The organism is Congregibacter sp. (genome assembly GCF_047617445.1).
GTDB lineage: Bacteria > Pseudomonadota > Gammaproteobacteria > Pseudomonadales > Halieaceae > Congregibacter.
The window spans coordinates 1-17,631 of sequence record NZ_JBLGBE010000071.1 but is presented as its reverse complement, the minus strand read 5'-3'; the positions used below and the strand labels follow the sequence as shown (position 1 = coordinate 17,631).

Here is a 17,631-nt window from a genome sequence, read left to right as displayed (position 1 = left end):
TTTACCGGTGTCCGGTCAGGGTGGTCGATTTTTTGCGATGAATCCGCGCCAGATTCTGAAGATCGTGGTCTACGGCCTACTGTTAACGAATTTTGTGCACTACTTGGGCAATGATTTGAATGTTGCGCGCCATACCATGCACGCCGGTTGGCGTTTAGTCGACTGGACTTCGGCATTTGCGACCACCCTGGATGAGTCAGCGTGGTTTTTGTTGTTACTGCTTCTGGAACTAGAGACGTTCCTGCTGTCAGATGCGGCTTTTACCAAAGGTCGCGTGCGACTAATGCAGGTCCTTCGGATTGTTTGCTACCTGGCAATCGGTCATACGGTGTTTGCCTTTTCGGACTACCTCCTTGATCTGAACCGCGCGGTGGAACACCAGGGGGTCGCTCTTTGCAGCTTCGCTGATAGCGGATTATCCTTTGCCAAAAATCTCGAATACTGGGATCTCAGTCGTTCGAATTGTCAGCAGCTATCTTCGGAAACGCACTTCTTTCAATTTGCACAGAATCAGGTGCTGACTGATAGCGCTGGCATGGTTGTGGAATGGGAGTTGGCCTGGGCTGACTTACTGGAAGTGGTGGTCTGGCTGTTTATTTTGATGATGATCGAAGTCATGGTTCGCCTGCAGGAGAAGGGTGTCGCCGGAGGCATCAAACTGCGCTTCGCCCAGGGGTTTAAGGTGGTCCTGTACAGCCTTCTGTGGTTGACCGCGGCGTACTGGGGCTACCGTGGTCACTGGGTTTTCGTTTGGGACGAAGCGCTTTGGATCCTGGGGTTCATGGCCATCGGCATGAATCTGTCTGAATGGCGCCAAGAAATCCGAGCGGAAGCGCCTGCCGGGGCCGCGGCGCCCTAAGCCTTGGCCGTGCTGGTGGCTTAGGAGTCGTTCGGCGGTGTTTTGCGCGCTCGGGCTGGCGCCCAAAATGGCTTGTCTTTGAGCGTACAGCGCGCAACCTTATGGTGGTGACGCAGTTCTCTCTCGTAATACACCTCGGCCCATATCTCGCCCTGCAGCGCGGCAGTATCTACCATCGCAAGGGCAATATTGGCTTTCACCGATGGAGACCACATCCCGGATGTCACGTAACCGATCTCATGGGAGCACCGCTTGTTGCTGTACAAGATTGCGCCATCGGCGGGTTTGTTCCCCTCTATGTCGAGCTTTACCAGCATACGTTTTGGGCCGGCTTTCTGTTGCGCAAGCAGCGCGGAACGCCCATTGAAATGCGGCTTTTTAAAGTCCACCAGCCAGCCAAGGTTTAGTTCCAGGGGGGTCTGGTCGTACTCAAAGTTAATGGTTTTGAGTGCCTCGTTAAATTCCATGTCCGGCATGATGAAGGCCGCTTCCATGCGCGCCATGTTCGTGGCGGATTCGCCGTAAGGGTGGATGCCAAAGTCTTCACCAGCCGCATACAGTGCATCCCACAGGGGTAGTGCCTGACTGGGTTCTGCCCAAAGCTCGTAGCCCAGATCTCCGGTAAAGCCGGTGCGAGAAATCATCAGGCTGCTGCCATTAAAAGGCAGATGCATGACGCCAAAGGGCTTGAGTTGGCGTACCGCTTCCAGCCCCATGGCTTTGAGTACGGCGTAGCTGGTCGGGCCTTGCAAGGCCAGTGCGGCAAACTCCTCGGAGCACTCACGAATAGTTAGCTCGTCAAATCCCAGGCTGCTTTTACGCAGCCAGGCCAGACTAGGGCTGCCGCAGGTCAGCATGAAGCGCTCTTCGCCAAGACGAAAAATCGTTCCATCATCAATCATGCGGCCGAAATCTGTGCACCAGCAAACGTAGGTGACGCGGTCGACACCCAGTTTACAAAGATCCCGTGTCACCATTCGGTTGAGCATAGCCAAGGCGTCAGGCCCCTCGATCATGTACTTCTGCATGGGGCATATGTCGTAGGTGCCACAGGTATTGCGAATACAGAAGTACTCGTAGGTGTCGTCGTAGTAGTAGTCGGCAAATTTATAGCCGTTCCACGACGACCACGCGTCGCGCAGGTTCATGGGCGCCTGGCGCTCGTGAAAATACGAGTGCTTCAGGCGTTCTCCGGCATAGGGGTCGCTAGGGTGCATGATTTACTCGTCGTGGCAGTCGTCTTCGGGGACTGTGTTGGGTCGCTTGAGGTCGCGCAGTATTTCTCGGGCTGCGTTTGCGCCGCAGGCCGAAGATACGCCACCGCCCGGATGGGTGGATGAACCACACATGTACATGTTCTTGAGCGGCATTCGGTACTGTCCGTAGCCAGGGAATGGCCGGTTAAATAGTAACTGGTCGATGGTGAGTTCGCCCTGGAATATGTTGCCTTCGGTCAGGCCAATCTCATTCTCAATTTCGTGCGGCGTGCGAATTTCCGCATGGACTATCAGGTCCTTAAAGCCCGGTGAGTAGCGTTCGATCTTGTCGATGACCGTGGCACCGAAGGCGTCGCGCTTCTCTGGCGTCCAATCACCATCCGCCAGTTTTGGCGGGCAGTACTGGACAAAGCAGGACATCCAATGGCAGCCCGGTGGCGCTACGGTAGGGTCCCAGGCAGACGGAATGATCGTCTCGATAAACGGGTCGTCGGACCAGCGGCCTCGCTTCCAGCAATCGTAGGCGCGCTCCATGGTCTCCAGAGAGCCGGCAAAGCCTTGACCCCCACGATTGATGTAGCGGTTGTCCGGTACGTTCGTAAATGTCGGCATGCCCGATAGCGCAATGTTCACTTTGCCGGAGGAACCACGGATCTTAAAATTCTTGGCCCGCTCGTAAATGGCCGGCGGCAGGTCATTTTTATCAATGACCTTGGTGAAGGTGCGTTTGGCATCCAGGTTCGACACTACGATGCCGCCATAGATTTCTTCACCGCTCTCTAAAGCAACTCCGACGGTGGCCCCATCCTTGACGATAATCTGTTCGACGCCTGCTTGTGTGCGTATCTCTCCGCCATGCTCCTGGAGTGCACCGGCAAGCGCGTGAGAAATAGAACCCATACCCCCGCGCGCCAGTCCCCAAGCTCCTACGCTGCCATCCACATCGCCCATCACGTGATGCAAAAGGATATAAGCGGAGCCGGGAGAATAGACGCCTAATGCGGTGCCGATGATGCCGGGGCTGGCCATTGCTGCCTTGATGAGATCGTTCTCGAAATAATCTTCCAGAAAATCAGCGGCGCTCATCGTAAAGAAGCGAATGTATTCGTAAAGCTCGCGCTCGCCCAGTCCCCAGAACTCTTTTGCCAGCCAGAGCATTTCCATAATGTCCCGAGGCTTTAAGGAACTCGGGTCGGGGGGTGTTCGCAGCAGCGTTTTGCGAATGAGCTGCGCGTAACGTCCCAGATCAGCCTGAAAGCGCGACATCGCGTCTGCATCATGGGGCGAGTGTTTACGCAGCTCCAAATAAGCAGCTTGTTCGTCGTTGTAATCGATGAGCGTACGGCTGCCATCGGCACTAAAGTTCACGGTGCCTAGATAGGGCACCAGCAGAAGCCCATGGCGAGTCAAATCCAGATCCCTGTGGATGGACTGGCGCATCATGCTGCATACGTAAGAGCAGCTGGAGTAGAACCAGCCATCGTGCATCTCTCGCGTTACGGCGGCACCACCGATGTAGTCATTTTTTTCCACGACTAGTACGTCTAGACCGGCTTTCGCGAGATAGGCGCCGGAGGTCAGCCCGTTGTGACCCGCACCGATGATGATTGCATCGTATTTTTTCATGCCAGAATCTCCCTGGCAGCATTGCGTCCTGGGTTACCCGTAAGGTCACCCCCGGGATGGGAGCCCGCACCGCAAAGGTACAAACCATCAATGGGTGTGCGGTACTGCGCAGCTTCGTAGGTGGGCCGCATCATGAGAAGCTGATCGATAGCGGGCTCCGCGTGGTGCCAGTGCCCATTGCTAAGCTGATATTGGTCTTCCAGGTCCGCTGGTGTCAGCAGTTCAGCGCCGAGAACCAGATCTTTGATGCCCGGTGCATAGCTCTCCAGGAGGGCGAGTAATCGCTCGATCAACGCCTGCCGACGGTCGGCATCCCAGCCGCCGTTTGGGTGGGCAGGGACGTACATCACCTGAGCGGACAGCACATGCTGTCCCGAGGGAGCCAGGCCCTGTTGTTGCAAGCTGGGAATGAGCACTTCCAGTACGGGGTTCTCGGAGCTATCGCCGTACTTGGCATCGTCAAAGGCGAATTCAATAGAATCCATATTCGGAGCAATAATGATGCGTCCATCCGGGCGATCTACGCCGGTAAAGCCAGGTAGATCGCTAAGGGCGAGATGAAGCTTTGCCACGAAACCGTCGCAGCGCAGTCGCCGGATACGGTTGCTGAATTCGATCTCAAGATGTGGCGTGCCAACGAGCTTGAGGAAGGTGGTTTTAGGATCCGCATTGGACACCACCCGGGGCGCGTCGATGCTCTCACCATTGGCAAGGAGTACACCGCTGCAGCGCTGGCCATTCTCGTCGCCGTCGATGCGTACTTTTTTCACCGCCGATTCCAGGCGAATATCGACGCCGGCGTTTTCGGCAGCGCTTTTCAGGGCACCCACAAATGCGCGGACGCCACCGGATGGCAGACTGTGCTGTCCGTTGTGAGCGCCGGCCATGCGGTTGAGTAATGTCAGCACAGCCTGGTTGGGGGATCGTGGCGCAAGCTTGGAGCCGATGAGTCCATCCCAGCAAAGAGCTGCTTTTAGTGCATCGCTCTCAAAGTGCTCGTCTACAAGATCTCGCATGGGTAGAGACGCGACCCGGAGAAATTCCAGCATGTCGTCTTTGCCCATCATGCGAAGCTTTAGCCCCATGTGAGCGAAGGTGAAGAGTTCCTTTAGCGTGTTGCCACCGATGCCGGGCATTGTCTTCGCCCAGAACGGCGAGAGGGCGGCAGCAAAGGTTCTGAGCTGGTCTCGGTATTTTTGGTAAGCACTACTGTCGTCCGCACTGACACCAGAAACGCTGTGCTCAGCAATGATCACGGGTGACTCTCCGAGCGACAGCGCGACCGTGTTCAGGCTGTTGCTCGATAGTTCAAAGCCGTGTTGGGCAAGTTTGAGATCTTTGACCAGGTCCGAGGACAAGGCATAGAAGCTTTGTGCCACGGACGCGTGAAATCCCGGATGAAACTCTCGATCGGCGGCTAAACCACCGACGCGATCATTTGCCTCAAGTACCAGTACCCGCTGTCCGGCACGGGCCAACAGTGTCGCGCAGATCAAGCCGTTGTGGCCGGCGCCAATAATAATGGTGTCGTATGTGCTCAATCGAGTCGTGCCTCACTAATAAGCCCGAAACTGTACGGGGCCATGGTTTAGGGCTCCACCGCGCCTATACGACAAGAGAGGTGGAGCTTGAATCAGGGCAACCGCCGGATATCTACCGCGCAGTCGTAGTAGCAAGCGCCGCCGATGGCGGCTTCCTGATGGCCGGGCAACAGAGCGTTCGCGGTGAAGCCGGTGGGGGAGCCGTCGATCCACGCACCCTTAGGGATATACAGGGTCCCCGGGCGTACATCATCACTGACTCGCGCCGGCAGCCGCACCGTGGCACGCTCGTTGTAAAGCTCGATGACATCGCCGTTATTGATCCCCTGAGCCTGGGCATCATCACTATGAATCTCGCAAGCCAGATCTCGTTGCTGATGCGCGAGACCACCAAATGTTGAGTTGATGCGCTCTTCTGATGCCGGCGTGACCAAGACAAAGCGACGCTTGTCGGGCATTTCCAGGTACACGGGCAGGCCCTGGCCGCAGTGGGACTTCATGTTTTCGCTAAAAAGTTCAATTCGTCCGGTGGGGGTGGTGAACTCGCCCCCTCTGAGCATCGCGGGTTCTGCGAAGGGGGTCATATCCAGCGCTGCGCCATCTGCTTGCTCGCCGATACTGCTATCAACGGCTGCAAATGCCTGGTCTATCATTGTGTCGTCTGAATCGTGAAACGCCGGTTCTTCGAAGCCAAATTGTTTAGCCAGGCGCCGAAACAACTCCATGTTGCTTATAGCATCCCCTTGAAGTGGAAGCACCGGACGGGATCGCTGCAGGTAGCGATGACCATAAGCCTGATATACGTCGCCATATTCAAAGTGAGAGGGTGCAGGAAGCACCAGGTCAGCACACGCCATAGAGTCCGTCATACTGATATCGCTGCCTACGACAAATACGTCATCAGACAGCAAGGCCTCGCGCATCTTAGCCTGCTCCGGATGCACCGCCACTGGGTTGTGGTTGTAAATGAACAGACCTCGCAAGGGTGTCTCTTCGCCGGGGTCCAACACGTAGCGCGGAACATCAAGCACGTTGATCTTTCTGAGACCGGCGGGTGCCAGATCCGGCCTGGCCAGGCGCTCACGATTTACAGGAAAGTATCTCGATACATCGCAGATACCGGCACCCTGGGGTCCGATGTTTCCCGTAAGCGCCATCAAAGAGAACGCGGCGCGGAGCCCCGCACTGCCATTGCGATTGCGCTCTGGTGCAACGCCAATGCTCATGGCCGCGGGCTTATGGTTGCGCAGCAGGTCGGCAAAGTTTTCTAGGAGTGCCGAATCAATTCCACAGAGACTTGCCGCTCTTTTAAGGTCGAAGGCCTTTGCGGCCTCACGAAAGGCTGCTGCACCGTGAGTGTGCTGTTCGATAAAGGTCTCGTCTAGATCGCCGCTGGCATCGAGCAAAGCTGTAACCGCGTAAGCCAGTGCTACATCGGAGCCTGGCAGGAGAGGTATATGTAAGTCGGCTTCTTTAGCAATCCGTATACGTTTTGGATCGATGACAACGAGTTTTGCGCCTTGTTTGCACGCATCGCGGATAATTTTTGTGAGATGCAGATTGCAGGTCGTAACGTTGTTTCCCCACACAATAATGAGTCGGGATTGCGCGATTTCTTCCAGGTCTATGCCACCGGCGTCTCCGAACACGGTATCCCAGGCTGCGCTCGATGTTCCCGCGCACAAGGTAGATGAATCCACCAGCGTGGCGCCCAGCCGATGAAAGAAGCGCTTGTCCATGCTACCGCCGGCGAGAATCCCCATGGGGCCACCGTAGCTTAGGGGGGCTATTGCTTCGCTGCCCCAACGCTCAGTGATGTGGGAGAACCGGTCGTGAATGATCTCCAGCGCCTGTTCCCAGCTGATCGCCTGGAAGTTCCGGCCCCCGAGGCTGTCTTGGCGCAGCAGAGGCGTTTTGATGCGCAGATCACCATGCACCTGGGCCGGAAAGGAGTTGACGACCTTTGCACATAGCTTGCCTCGGGTGAAAGGATTGGCTTTTCCGCCGCGCACAGCGGTAAGTCGATCATCTTGTACCGTTACTTCGAGACTACAGGTGTCGGCACAATCCAGCGGACATACGGTCTGACGTGTGTGCACCGAGTCGACCATTTCCGTGGAAGACCGGGAAACGCGCTCCGTCATAAGATGACTCCTTAGTTAAATACTACTGTCTTGTTGCCGTGCACCAGCACGCGATGCTCAAGATGATAGCGCAGACCTCGGGAAAGTACGCTGCGTTCAACATCCCGGCCAAGGCGGACCAGATCATCTTTGCTGCAACTGTGATCCACGCGCACCACGTCTTGCTCGATGATGGGGCCTTCATCCAGGTCAGTAGTTACGTAGTGGCAGGTCGCTCCGATAAGCTTCACGCCTCGATCATGGGCTTTTTGGTAGGGGTTTGCGCCAATAAAGGACGGCAGGAAACTGTGGTGTATGTTGATCAGTCGATGGGCGTATTTCTCGCACAAATGAGGCGGCATGATCTGCATAAACCGGGCCAGCACGATGGTGTCGGCGTCATGGCGGTCAATCAGTGCCTCAATGCTGGCAAATGCCTCACGCTTGTCGGTTTTGGGCACGGGTACGTAATGAAATGGAACCCCATGCCACTCGACCATGCTACGCAGATTTTCGTGATTGGATATCACGCAAGGGATCGAGCAGGGCAACTCGCCGCTCTTCCAGCGATAAAGCAGATCCGACAGGCAGTGCGACGACTGGCTGGCAAGAATAACGACTCGCTCGGCTTGCTTGTTCTCTGAGAGAGACCAATCTATCGCGTATTTCTCGGCGATTTTTGTGAAGTCGTTGATAAATCCTTTGTCGTCAAAGTGCGGCGCACCGCCAATAACATTGCGCATGAAAAACCAGCGCTGTTGAGCGTCTGTGTGGTTGTGAGACTCGACGAGGGTGCCGCCGTGTCCTGCGATGCTCCCAGACACCGCTGCTACCAGACCAGGTTGGTCGATACAGGACGTGGTGAGGGTGAACATTTTATCCGCGTTGCCGCTTTGCATTCTGAGTCGTCCTGCTGTGCTTTGATATTTTGTAGCTGTTTAGAGGGTTTTCTTAGCCACTGTGCATGTGAAGTACACCACCGGTATTCTGGCGCTTCTTCTCAGCCTGTCCGCGCGGACTCTGCTGTGCTTTAGCATGTGGTAGAACAATTCTTTTTGAGGGCAATTCCTATGCGATATTCTGACCCTGTGTATTCCAGACGCCTTTTCCCCCTGGGCCTATTTTTTTCATCTGTCTGCGCCTTGAGTGCTTGTGGCGGTGAGGGGGCATCGAATCCTGAGGTATCTGTTGCCGATGCCGCTCCATCAGAGTTGCGCAGTTCAGCGAAGCTCGACGCAAGAGATCCTGTCGTCGATGACTCGCTTGCGGAGATACTGGGCGGGCAGCCCGACGGGGTCAGGGCGCGCTACGCTGCTCGACATCCTGCACAGACCCTCGAGTTTTTTAAGTTGCAACCCGGTATGACGGTTGTGGAGGCACTGCCCGAAGGCGGCTGGTACACGCGAATACTCCATCCATATCTGGGGGTACAGGGTACGATCATTGGCGCAGACTATTCCCTTGAGATGTATCCTTTGTTTGAGTTTTATAGTGCCGAGGAACTGGCTGCCAAAGCTGTTTGGTCCCAGACCTGGCCGCAGGAAGTGGCCCAGTGGCCGGGGCAAGGTGCGGATACAACAGCCTTTCACTTTGGTTCTTTGCCGGCCGAATTGCATGGCAGTGCTGATCGCGTGTTGTTTATCCGTGCCTTGCACAACCTCGCATCCTTTGAATCCAGCGGAGGGTATTTCAGCGCTGCGATAGCCGACAGTTATCAGATTCTAAAGCCGGGAGGGCTTGTGGGCGTGGTGCAACATATGGGGCCCGAGTCCAACAGCGATACCTGGGCCGATGGCTCGAACGGCTATCTGAAGAAAAGCATGGTCATTGCGGCTTTTGAAACTGCGGGTTTCGAGTTCGATGCACAGTCCGACGTGAACGAAAATCCCAAAGATGAGCCGACGGAGGAAGAATATGTCTGGCGGCTTTCACCTACCCTTGAGCCGGTCGAGGACGGAGTGCTGGCAGCCAAGTATGTGGCTATCGGTGAATCCTCACGAATGACGCTACGCTTTCGTAAACCGACTGAGTCTTAGTTCCTCATTGTATTAACGCTGGACCGTGCTGCTACTGAGGTAGCGCGGGCTAGTGCGCCGGCGCCCCACTGCGTGAGTCCATGGAGTCCGCGGCGAAGCCGCCGGTGAACAGCCAGGTGCCTATACCCAGAGCGACAAGTGGTAGAAAAGGTTCGAAGGGCCAAAACGGTAACCACAGCTCCAGCTGCGCAGACCACGGAGCCTTTGTGAGGGCCGTGGAGACCGTGTCTTGCCACAGCAGTCCGGTGGCCGAAGCAACGAGACCAGCGCCGATGAGACTTGCGCCTATTGCACGTGATGTCCACAGCATAGAAGTCGCCGACGACTCGTGAAGTTGGTGAGGCCAGCGTCTCTTCCCCCATGCGGCGATGCGCGCGGCAAACACGAGAAAACCGGCCCAGTAGAAGACATAGTCGATGGCGGCGGTGCTCTTGTAGTAGTAGAGGTTCCACCAGTACACACTGAAGGGGTAGGCCCATAAAAAATACACGCCACTTCGGTGGAGTAGCTTCCACTGGGCAGCACTTAGGAACTGCCGGCCGGCCCGAAAGGATGTGACTACCATGGCGGCCAGGAACAGATAACCACTGCTGCCTTCAAGCTCGTCTCGAAGTGCGTACACATCTTCATAGTAGTAGCCGGTGTGCAGGTTAGATATGATAAAAATGAAAGCACCTTGCCAGGCCATGGCTACAGCAAACACCAATCCTATGTAGCGTCGGTTGCGCAGCCACCACCGGGAAAACGTGCCAGGAAACAATACTGGCATTGCTGATGCAGCGACCACGAAGTAAATGAACGGTACGGCCCAGCGCACGGAATACTGGATCATGTGCGAGACCCCGTCGGGTGACGAGAGATCAAAGCGCAGCGCCGCGAGAATCATGAACGCCGTCATCGGAGTCGCCAGCAGCCAAAACAATGCCCAGCCATTAATCGCGGGGTGTCGGAAAGCATCGCGTGTCGCGACCCGTGATGTGTGATCAGCTTGCTGGTTCATCGGTAATTATCCGTGTCATCCGCCATTACTAACCATCGCATTCCTGAGCTCTTGCTTCTTTCGAACGGATAGGCAGAGAAAGCAGCGCTAATGCGTGTGAACTAGACTACATGCTAAGTCAACGCAGGGTTAGTCATGGCTACTGGAATTTCGGCTCTTTTGAATCGCTTTGCACGCATCACTCTCGCGCTGTCGCCCTGGGCGCTCTCGCTGTACCTGCAATACTGGTTGGAGTACGCCGGAATCTGGACTGTGGATATGCCGTTTCGGGCGCTGCTGTCTGCGGCGATTATCGCAACGGGTATGCTCTTGTCCTTTTGGGTGTACACGCGTTTTGTGGCATCCAGAAGGCCCTAGAGTAGATTGCAGTGAAGTGAAAGCACCAATAGTGGGCGAAATAGCCGTCATTGTGGTGCGCCGCTCGGTGCGTCGGGTTTTCCCTATAGGCGCGGATGTTTTCCCGGTGGCATTTCGATACTTCTAGTAAACGCTTCGCAGTCACAGGCATTTATCGTGGGCAAACGCAATAGATTTCCTTTCATCCACACAGGCATAGCACTGGGTGTCATGGCTGCCCTCGGGACGACTCCCCGAGAGGCCGGGGCGCAGCAACTGGAAGAGACCATCGTGACAGCGCGTCGCAGGGCGCAGGATGTTCAGGACGTTCCCTTGTATGTGCAGGCCTTCGATGAGCGCGCTATTCGTGAGCGCATGATGAAGGGCTTTGAAGACTATGCCCGCGACCTCACCAGCGTATCCTTTGGGACATCCGGGCCGGGAGCGTCGACAATTGCGTTTCGTGGTGCGGTTTCCCAGCCCTCTGGTTTTGACACGATAAGCTCCTCTACCCTGTATCTTGATGAGATCCCGATTACGCGCGATGGGCAGAATCCTGATGTACGCCTTTACGACATCGAACGCCTTGAGGCGTTGTCGGGACCTCAACCGACGCTATACGGAGCGGGTTCGCAGTCAGGGACCTTAAAGATCGTTACCAACAAGCCCAACACCACCGAGAATGGTGGTTGGATCATGGCGGAAGGTGGCACGATTAGTGAGGGCGACCCGTCCTATAACGTTAGCGGTGCGGCAAACATCGTCGCGATCCCCGATAAGTTGGCTATTCGCCTGGTGGGCTTCTACGAGCATGAAGGCGGGTACATTGACAACATTCTTGGGACCACGAGTGCTTACTCACCGGAGAATGGTAATCGCAATAATGCTAGTCAGGTCGGAGATGACATCAACGACTGGACGTCTGAAGGCGCCCGTTTGTACGTGCGATGGCAGCCCAATGAAAACTGGACCGTTGATGCGGGAATCATTTATCAAAACTCCGAAGTCGGTGCGGGTTTTGACTTCAATCCAGCGTTTGGTGACCTGAGCACGATCAAGTTCAAGGACGAGAAGCGGGATGATGAGTGGTACAACGTGTCGTTGATCATTCAGGGTGACCTGGGCTTCGCAGACATTACCATTGCCGGTGGTACTCATAATCGAACAATTGATTACGACCTGGATTCGACGGCGTATATGACAGGGTACAAGACGGCGGGTCTGGATCTTGCAGAGTACTACTCGGGTGTTCGCGAGTTTCTTGACTACGATACCTGCGCCGCCACGGCTTATTGTTATTTGTTTGTTAACTATAACGACTTTGGTGCAGACCCTACGGGACTCATAAGCCTGGACCAGGAGGTTAGCTCCTTCGCTCAAGAGGTTCGCCTGGTATCCAAGGATGAAGGCTCCAACAAATTTAATTGGTTGGTAGGCGCTTTTTACGAGCGCACCAACAATGATTGGGATTACCTGTCATCTGTGGACGACTTCGCTGCGAACGGCGGCGGGGGCTCAATCTTTACTTATTACGGAGTAGAGCCGACTAACGACTGGTTCGATCAGGGATCCCGGTCGGATCTCAGTTACAACGGCAAACCCGGAGGGCGGGGTAATGGCCAGTTACAGGACATCGAAACCGTCGCTGTCTTTGCCGAGCTCAGTTATCGCCTTACTGAGGACCTAACAGTTTCAGCGGGTGGTCGCTACTTTGAAACCGAGCGGGGGGTCGAAGAAAATTCGCTGTTCGTTAATCAGGTGTCGGATAATTTCACCGTCTCTGAAACCACAGAGGATTTTTCGCCTCGCGTGAATGTAACGTGGACACCTACGGACGAAGCCATGGTGTACTTCACGTACTCCGAAGGTGTACGTGTGGGGGGGCAAAATGGCGGGGTGCGTCAGAATCCGAGTTCTGTAGCGCTGGGAGCGCCTCTGTTCTTCGGTCCCGATCGTCTAATTAACTATGAGTTGGGTGGTAAGGCTACCTGGCTGGATGGTCGCCTGCTTACCAACATGACTCTCTTTATAATGGATTGGGAGGACTACCAGATTCAGGTCCAGTTGCCCGTAGCAGGCTCTACGACCGTGAACGCGGGTAATGCATCGATCGATGGTGTTGAGGGTACTTTTGCCTTTGCGTTGTCAGACCACTGGGAGATTTCGGGCGCGGCTACCTATCTTGATGCAAGAATCGACGAAGACATCATTCTCAACAACGGGACCATTGTTGCTGGTGAGGCGGGGGATCCATTGCCCGTCGTTCCAGAATGGAAAATAGTGGCTAGCCTTGAGTACAACACAGATCTTCCCTGGGCGGGTTTGTCAGCGATGGCGCGCTTTGACTACAACTTCGTCGACGAGTCGGTGAATGGTACTAATGCGTCAGTTTTACTGTTTGGCGCCTCAGCTACAGTTCCTTCGGTCCAGCCGGCCTATGAAATTGGCTCTTTGTACTTCTCCATTGATTCCGAAGCAGGCTGGTCTCTATGGCTCGGTGTTGATAATTTGTGGGATGAGCGGGCTCTGACCTTTATCGTCCCACGATTTGGAGACGATCGCGCTTACACGATTCGACCTCGGGAGATTTCTCTGGGCTGGTACAAATCGTTCTAAGGAGCGTGGGTCTACGCAGAGCCAGAGCCCCGTGGGAGTTGCTGACCGCAGGCGTGTAGACTCGCCGCCGCACTGGTGGCAGTCTACCCGCAGACCTTGCTGAAGCCACAGCGGAGCACGTTTTGTCAGTTGAGAATAAACCCCCGTCGAGTCACGCCCGGTACATCTTCGAGAACGCAGCAAAGCTTCTGCAGGCAGAGGACTTTGTTGCGGCAGAGCAGCTTTTGCTCGAAGCGCTGGAAGCGCTGCCTAACGATCCTAATCTACTGCGCCTCTTGGGAGTATCTCTCGCCAAGCAGCGACGCTTTCATGATGCCGAGCAGCGATTGATGCATGTGGTGCGGCTCATTCCCGAGCATTCCCGGGCGTATGAGGATGTCGCCGATGTGCAACTTGCCCAACGCAAACTCGAGGACGCTCTGACTTCGCTGCGCTCCGCTATTCGCCACGCGCCAGATCCAGCACGCGTTCAACAGCGCTTAGCTGAGTTGCTGAGCATCATGGGGCGATCAAGTGAGGCTGAAACGGCATTTGAAGGAGTACTGGATGCCGACCCGGTGCGCAAAGACCTTGCTGGCGCGATGGAGCAGGTGAATCAGGGCAACCTCAAGGAGGCCGAAACCCTCTACACGCAATTGTTGCGTGGGGATCCACACAACGTCGATGCGCTGCGCCTGTTTGGTATCTTGCAGGTTAAGCGAGAGCGCTATGATGACGCTGCGGCGTATTTTCGCCGCGCGGTTGAGCTTGCCCCAGATTTTTGGAAGGCCTGGATCAATCTCGGTACTGCCTACTCAGAGCTTCAGCGCTTTGATGAGGCCGAAAGCGCCTACCAGTCCGCATTGGCGTTGCAACCCCGCTCGGTGCACGTGTTGGAGCGACTGGGCTCAAATGCCATGAAAGCCGGTGAACTGACGAAGTCGGTGCAGTGGCTCGAACAATCCCTGACCATAAGTAGTCAACATTTTCCTTCGCTATTGTGTCTTGGGCATGCGCTTAAAACCTTGGGGCGGCAAGACGAGGCAGTGGATGCTTATCGTCGTTGTATGAGTGCCAAAGCAGACTTCGGGGAAGCTTATTGGAGTCTCGCGAATCTGAAGACCTTTCGATTTGATGACGATGATATTGCTACGATGCAGGAACAGCTAGAGATAGTTGCTGACTCCGTCGAAGAAGAAAAAGCGGACGCAGAAATTGCATTCTCCTTCGCTTTGGGCAAGGCCTGTGAGGATCGTAAGGACTATGCCAATGCTTTTGAATACTACTCACGGGGCAACACTAAAAAGCGTTTCACGGTTAACTACGACCCCATCGAATTCCAGGACAATAATGATCGAATCATCGAGGTTTTTTCCCGGGAGTTCTTTGCTGAGCGCCAGGGCTGGGGTTGCCAGGATGAGGCTCCAATTCTGGTGGTGGGGCTTCCGCGGTCGGGCTCTACTTTGCTTGAACAAATCCTCGCCAGTCACTCTCAGGTAGAGGGGACTGCCGAGCTGCACTACCTGTTGCGTGCCGCGACTCAGTCAGGACTGAATCGTACCGATGGTATTCGGTATCCACAGGTGATGCATGAGCTGCAGGCTCATCACGTGTTGGGTCTGGGCGAGGAGTACATCGAAAGCACCCTGAAGCATCGTACAGGCTCGCCCCGGTTTACCGATAAGATGCCCAATAACTTTACCGCTATAGGTTTCTTACATACGATCCTACCCAAAGCGCGGGTGATCGATGCGCGAAGGCACCCGCTGGACAGTTGCCTGGGTACCTTCAAGCAACTCTTCGCAAATGGCCAGGTGTTCTCCTACGACTTGTACGATCTGGCACATTACTACGGGCAGTATGTGCGCCTCATGGATCATTGGGCCGAGGTGTTGCCTGACAAGGTGCATACAGTGCATTACGAAAATGTTGTTGATGACCTTGAAACGGAGGCGCGAGCGATCGCCGAGTATTGTGGGCTGTCCTGGGAAGAGTCCATGCTTGAGTTTCACCGCAACACGCGTGCGGTGAAAACTGCAAGCTCCGAGCAGGTTAGACAACCTATTTACCGCAGCTCAGTATCCCTTTGGCGGCGCTATGAGGGCCAACTGGGAGAGTTGATAGAGTATCTGGAGCCAGTTCTGGCGCGCTTACCAGAGAAAGATCAGCCGGTTGCTCTGATCTAGCGCTGCGGCCACTCAAAGGGCCAGCGTTGCAGGCCGTGAATAGCGTTGCGGATGTCCATCGATAAATTGATCACTTTGAGTGGCTTTTGCTCACGAAGGTCGTAGAGGGTGACCGTCGATGGAGATGAACCGGCGGCTATCAAGTCATCAGATATTGTGCATAAGCCACGTCCAAATCCCTGCCGTGCGATGCGAGAGTCGTCCACATCCGTGTGGGTCAGTTTGTGCTCTGGAAAACGTGGCACACGAAATGCTTTGCGGGTCTTTGGGCTTTCAAAGCGCAGCGCATCAGAGCGGGTGTCGTTGAAGAGGACGCCGTCCAGAAACGGACGCGCGTTGTGTACGCCTTCGGGTAAGGTCGTCATAACACCGACGGATTTACCATCAAAGCGCAGCAATGATTTGGTGCGAAGTCCGCTCATATACATCCCGCCTTCATCACAGAAGATGTTATTGAGATGTAGTTTGTTTAGCAGCAGAGGACCATTGCTCTCGCGGGGGTCGTAGCGCCGGACTGCGAATGCGGGGCCCTCAGAGAGCAGATGCAGGCCCCAGTCAAAGGCTTCCGTGTCCAGGTTCAGGCCTAGTATGCTGTCAAAGCCGGTTGAACTGATAAACAAGTGGTTTTGGTGAACAGCTATTTCGTGGCAATGCTTGAGATAGGGGTTCTTGTACGAGGCAAGTAGATTGAATGCCTGATCAAAAGCGAAAATTTCGTCACTGGCCGCAATAAAAATGCGCTCACCATGAAAGGCGATGCCGCGTAATCCACGGTCCCAACCCCGACCGGCCCAGTCGATATCTACCTTGTTCCAATCAATGGGCTTGAGCAATTCGTCGGTCTCAAGATTAATAAGATAAACGCCACCATGGCTCTCACCCTGTCGACTACCTCGAACCACCGATGTCGCAATAAGTGCGGTCATAGTATTACCGTCTCCGCGCTTACTGGGGTGCTACGCTGGGAATATAGTCAAAAATGAAGGTAATGCGATCCTCGTCACCGCCATTGATTACGCCGTGACGTTTTTGATTGTTGATCTCGTAAGCCTTTCCAATTTCAAGACGATGTGGTCGCCCATCGATCATAAAACGTACCTTACTGTTCGTTGTGATTGGAATATGGATTCGATGGCCGCGCCGAAAAGACTCATGATTGTCGGTATGCGGGGTGATTGTGGCCCCTGCGCTAAGCCGGGCGGCCATCGCTCGGATAATGGTGCCTCCGGGCGCGTAAAAGCGCTCGATGATTTCATGCATCACGGGAAGAGCCAGGTCCGCGAGGCGCTGCCAGCCACTGCCTTTTACGACGTCTAGCTGGGGCCAGTTATCATGATCACAGAACACGAGAATGATCGACTGCGTGTTGTAATGCACTTCGCTGTACTTCCTTTGACGCAGCTCCTCTTCGCGCCACACGGACTCGTCGAGCGCAAGAACCGCGCTCTTTAGCGCGCTAGAGTCTATAACGCCGAGATCGCGTAAGGGTTGTCCTATCTCCATATTGGCATGGTAACACCGCCCTACTTAAGGACGATGCTAATGTTTGGCTCGGTGTCTGTGTGCTGCCAGCGAGCGGTAATTGTTGTGGTTTCTGTATAGAACTGTACGCCCTGTTTTCCGTAGGCGTGGAGATCTCCACGGAAAGAATCATTCCATCCGGTGAAAGAGAAGAAGGGCAGTAGCACAGGTATCGGAATATTTATGCCGACCTGGCCGACGGCAACTTCGTGCTGGAACTTACGCGCGGCACCGAAGATCTCTTCGCGGTAGATCGCCATATCGGGCGCCACATCGGCAAAGAGCGTTGGCCCAATCCAGTTGCCGTCGGGCATGCCAGGTACGGTAATACTCGTACCGTCCAGGACGCAGGTCGCGCCCTCACGCTTGCCTTGCTCAATCAGCTTGAGCACCCGATCTCGAGATCCTTGAGAAATGATGGGCCCATAAGCTGCAGCGGGGTGATCCCAGGCGCCGGGTTTAGCCGCTGCCATGCGTCCTGCCAGATCATCGTGATGCTCCTTAAGGAGAGCCTGGTAGCGCATCATGAGGCGCGCGCTCGGAAGCGGGTGTCTCCCGCCAGGTTTCGAACGCCGCTTTGGCGCTCGCCAC

Annotated in this window: 14 protein-coding genes; 5 read left to right on the top strand and 9 right to left on the bottom strand. The window is 55.2% G+C overall.

The window, feature by feature from the left end; all coding sequences use genetic code 11:
• On the top strand, nt 1–859 hold an 859-nt coding region (locus tag ACI9KD_RS13840; protein WP_414981767.1), incomplete at its 5' end, for a hypothetical protein.
• Nucleotides 860–879: 20 nt separating this feature from the next.
• Here ACI9KD_RS13840 and ACI9KD_RS13835 read toward each other — a convergent pair.
• The 5 genes from ACI9KD_RS13835 to purU all read right to left on the bottom strand — a co-directional run bounded on the left by ACI9KD_RS13835 (nt 880) and on the right by purU (nt 8,265).
• On the bottom strand, nt 880–2,076 hold the full coding sequence (locus tag ACI9KD_RS13835; RefSeq protein ID WP_414981766.1) for an aminomethyltransferase family protein: 1,197 nt from the start codon (nt 2,074–2,076) through the stop codon (nt 880–882).
• Nucleotides 2,077–2,079: 3 nt separating this feature from the next.
• The gene (locus tag ACI9KD_RS13830; protein ID WP_414981765.1) at nt 2,080–3,702 is read right to left on the bottom strand and encodes a phytoene desaturase family protein; all 1,623 of its coding nucleotides are present in this window, start codon (nt 3,700–3,702) and stop codon (nt 2,080–2,082) included.
• Nucleotides 3,699–5,243, bottom strand: a complete 1,545-nt coding sequence (locus ACI9KD_RS13825; RefSeq protein ID WP_414981764.1) for a phytoene desaturase family protein — start codon at nt 5,241–5,243, stop codon at nt 3,699–3,701. Before ACI9KD_RS13825 ends, ACI9KD_RS13830 begins: the two co-directional genes overlap by 4 nt.
• Nucleotides 5,244–5,335: 92 nt before the next feature.
• On the bottom strand, nt 5,336–7,387 hold the full coding sequence (locus ACI9KD_RS13820) for a molybdopterin-containing oxidoreductase family protein (protein ID WP_414981763.1): 2,052 nt from the start codon (nt 7,385–7,387) through the stop codon (nt 5,336–5,338).
• 11 nt (nt 7,388–7,398) lie between these two features.
• Nucleotides 7,399–8,265: a formyltetrahydrofolate deformylase gene (gene purU / locus ACI9KD_RS13815; protein WP_414981762.1), complete on the bottom strand. Its 867-nt coding sequence runs from the start codon at nt 8,263–8,265 to the stop codon at nt 7,399–7,401.
• 171 nt (nt 8,266–8,436) lie between these two features.
• Between purU and ACI9KD_RS13810 the strand changes: the two genes are divergently transcribed.
• Nucleotides 8,437–9,402: a class I SAM-dependent methyltransferase gene (locus ACI9KD_RS13810; RefSeq protein WP_414981761.1), complete on the top strand. Its 966-nt coding sequence runs from the start codon at nt 8,437–8,439 to the stop codon at nt 9,400–9,402.
• 49 nt (nt 9,403–9,451) lie between these two features.
• Here ACI9KD_RS13810 and ACI9KD_RS13805 read toward each other — a convergent pair whose 3' ends face one another.
• On the bottom strand, nt 9,452–10,402 hold the full coding sequence (locus ACI9KD_RS13805; protein WP_414981760.1) for a hypothetical protein: 951 nt from the start codon (nt 10,400–10,402) through the stop codon (nt 9,452–9,454).
• Nucleotides 10,403–10,537: 135 nt separating this feature from the next.
• On the opposite strand from ACI9KD_RS13805, the gene ACI9KD_RS13800 reads away from it, so the two are divergent.
• From ACI9KD_RS13800 to ACI9KD_RS13790, 3 genes are all read left to right on the top strand, one after another.
• Entirely contained in the window at nt 10,538–10,759 is a 222-nt protein-coding gene (locus tag ACI9KD_RS13800) for a hypothetical protein (protein ID WP_414981759.1), read from the top strand.
• Between the two features lie 156 nt (nt 10,760–10,915).
• The gene (locus ACI9KD_RS13795; RefSeq protein WP_414981758.1) at nt 10,916–13,354 is read left to right on the top strand and encodes a TonB-dependent receptor; all 2,439 of its coding nucleotides are present in this window, start codon (nt 10,916–10,918) and stop codon (nt 13,352–13,354) included.
• A gap of 122 nt (nt 13,355–13,476) precedes the next feature.
• Nucleotides 13,477–15,519, top strand: a complete 2,043-nt coding sequence (locus ACI9KD_RS13790) for a tetratricopeptide repeat-containing sulfotransferase family protein (protein ID WP_414981757.1) — start codon at nt 13,477–13,479, stop codon at nt 15,517–15,519.
• Here ACI9KD_RS13790 and ACI9KD_RS13785 read toward each other — a convergent pair.
• The 3 genes from ACI9KD_RS13785 to ACI9KD_RS13775 are packed head-to-tail and all read right to left on the bottom strand — an operon-like array spanning nt 15,516 to nt 17,567.
• Nucleotides 15,516–16,445 carry a hypothetical protein gene (locus ACI9KD_RS13785; protein ID WP_414981756.1) on the bottom strand — a complete coding sequence of 310 codons (930 nt, stop codon included), beginning with the start codon at nt 16,443–16,445 and terminating at the stop codon, nt 15,516–15,518. The two genes, ACI9KD_RS13790 and ACI9KD_RS13785, sit on opposite strands and share 4 nt — an antisense overlap.
• Nucleotides 16,446–16,464: 19 nt before the next feature.
• The gene (locus ACI9KD_RS13780; RefSeq protein ID WP_414981755.1) at nt 16,465–17,022 is read right to left on the bottom strand and encodes an aspartyl/asparaginyl beta-hydroxylase domain-containing protein; all 558 of its coding nucleotides are present in this window, start codon (nt 17,020–17,022) and stop codon (nt 16,465–16,467) included.
• Nucleotides 17,023–17,042: 20 nt separating this feature from the next.
• Entirely contained in the window at nt 17,043–17,567 is a 525-nt protein-coding gene (locus ACI9KD_RS13775) for an aldehyde dehydrogenase family protein (protein WP_414981754.1), read from the bottom strand.
• Nucleotides 17,568–17,631: the final 64 nt, after the last annotated feature.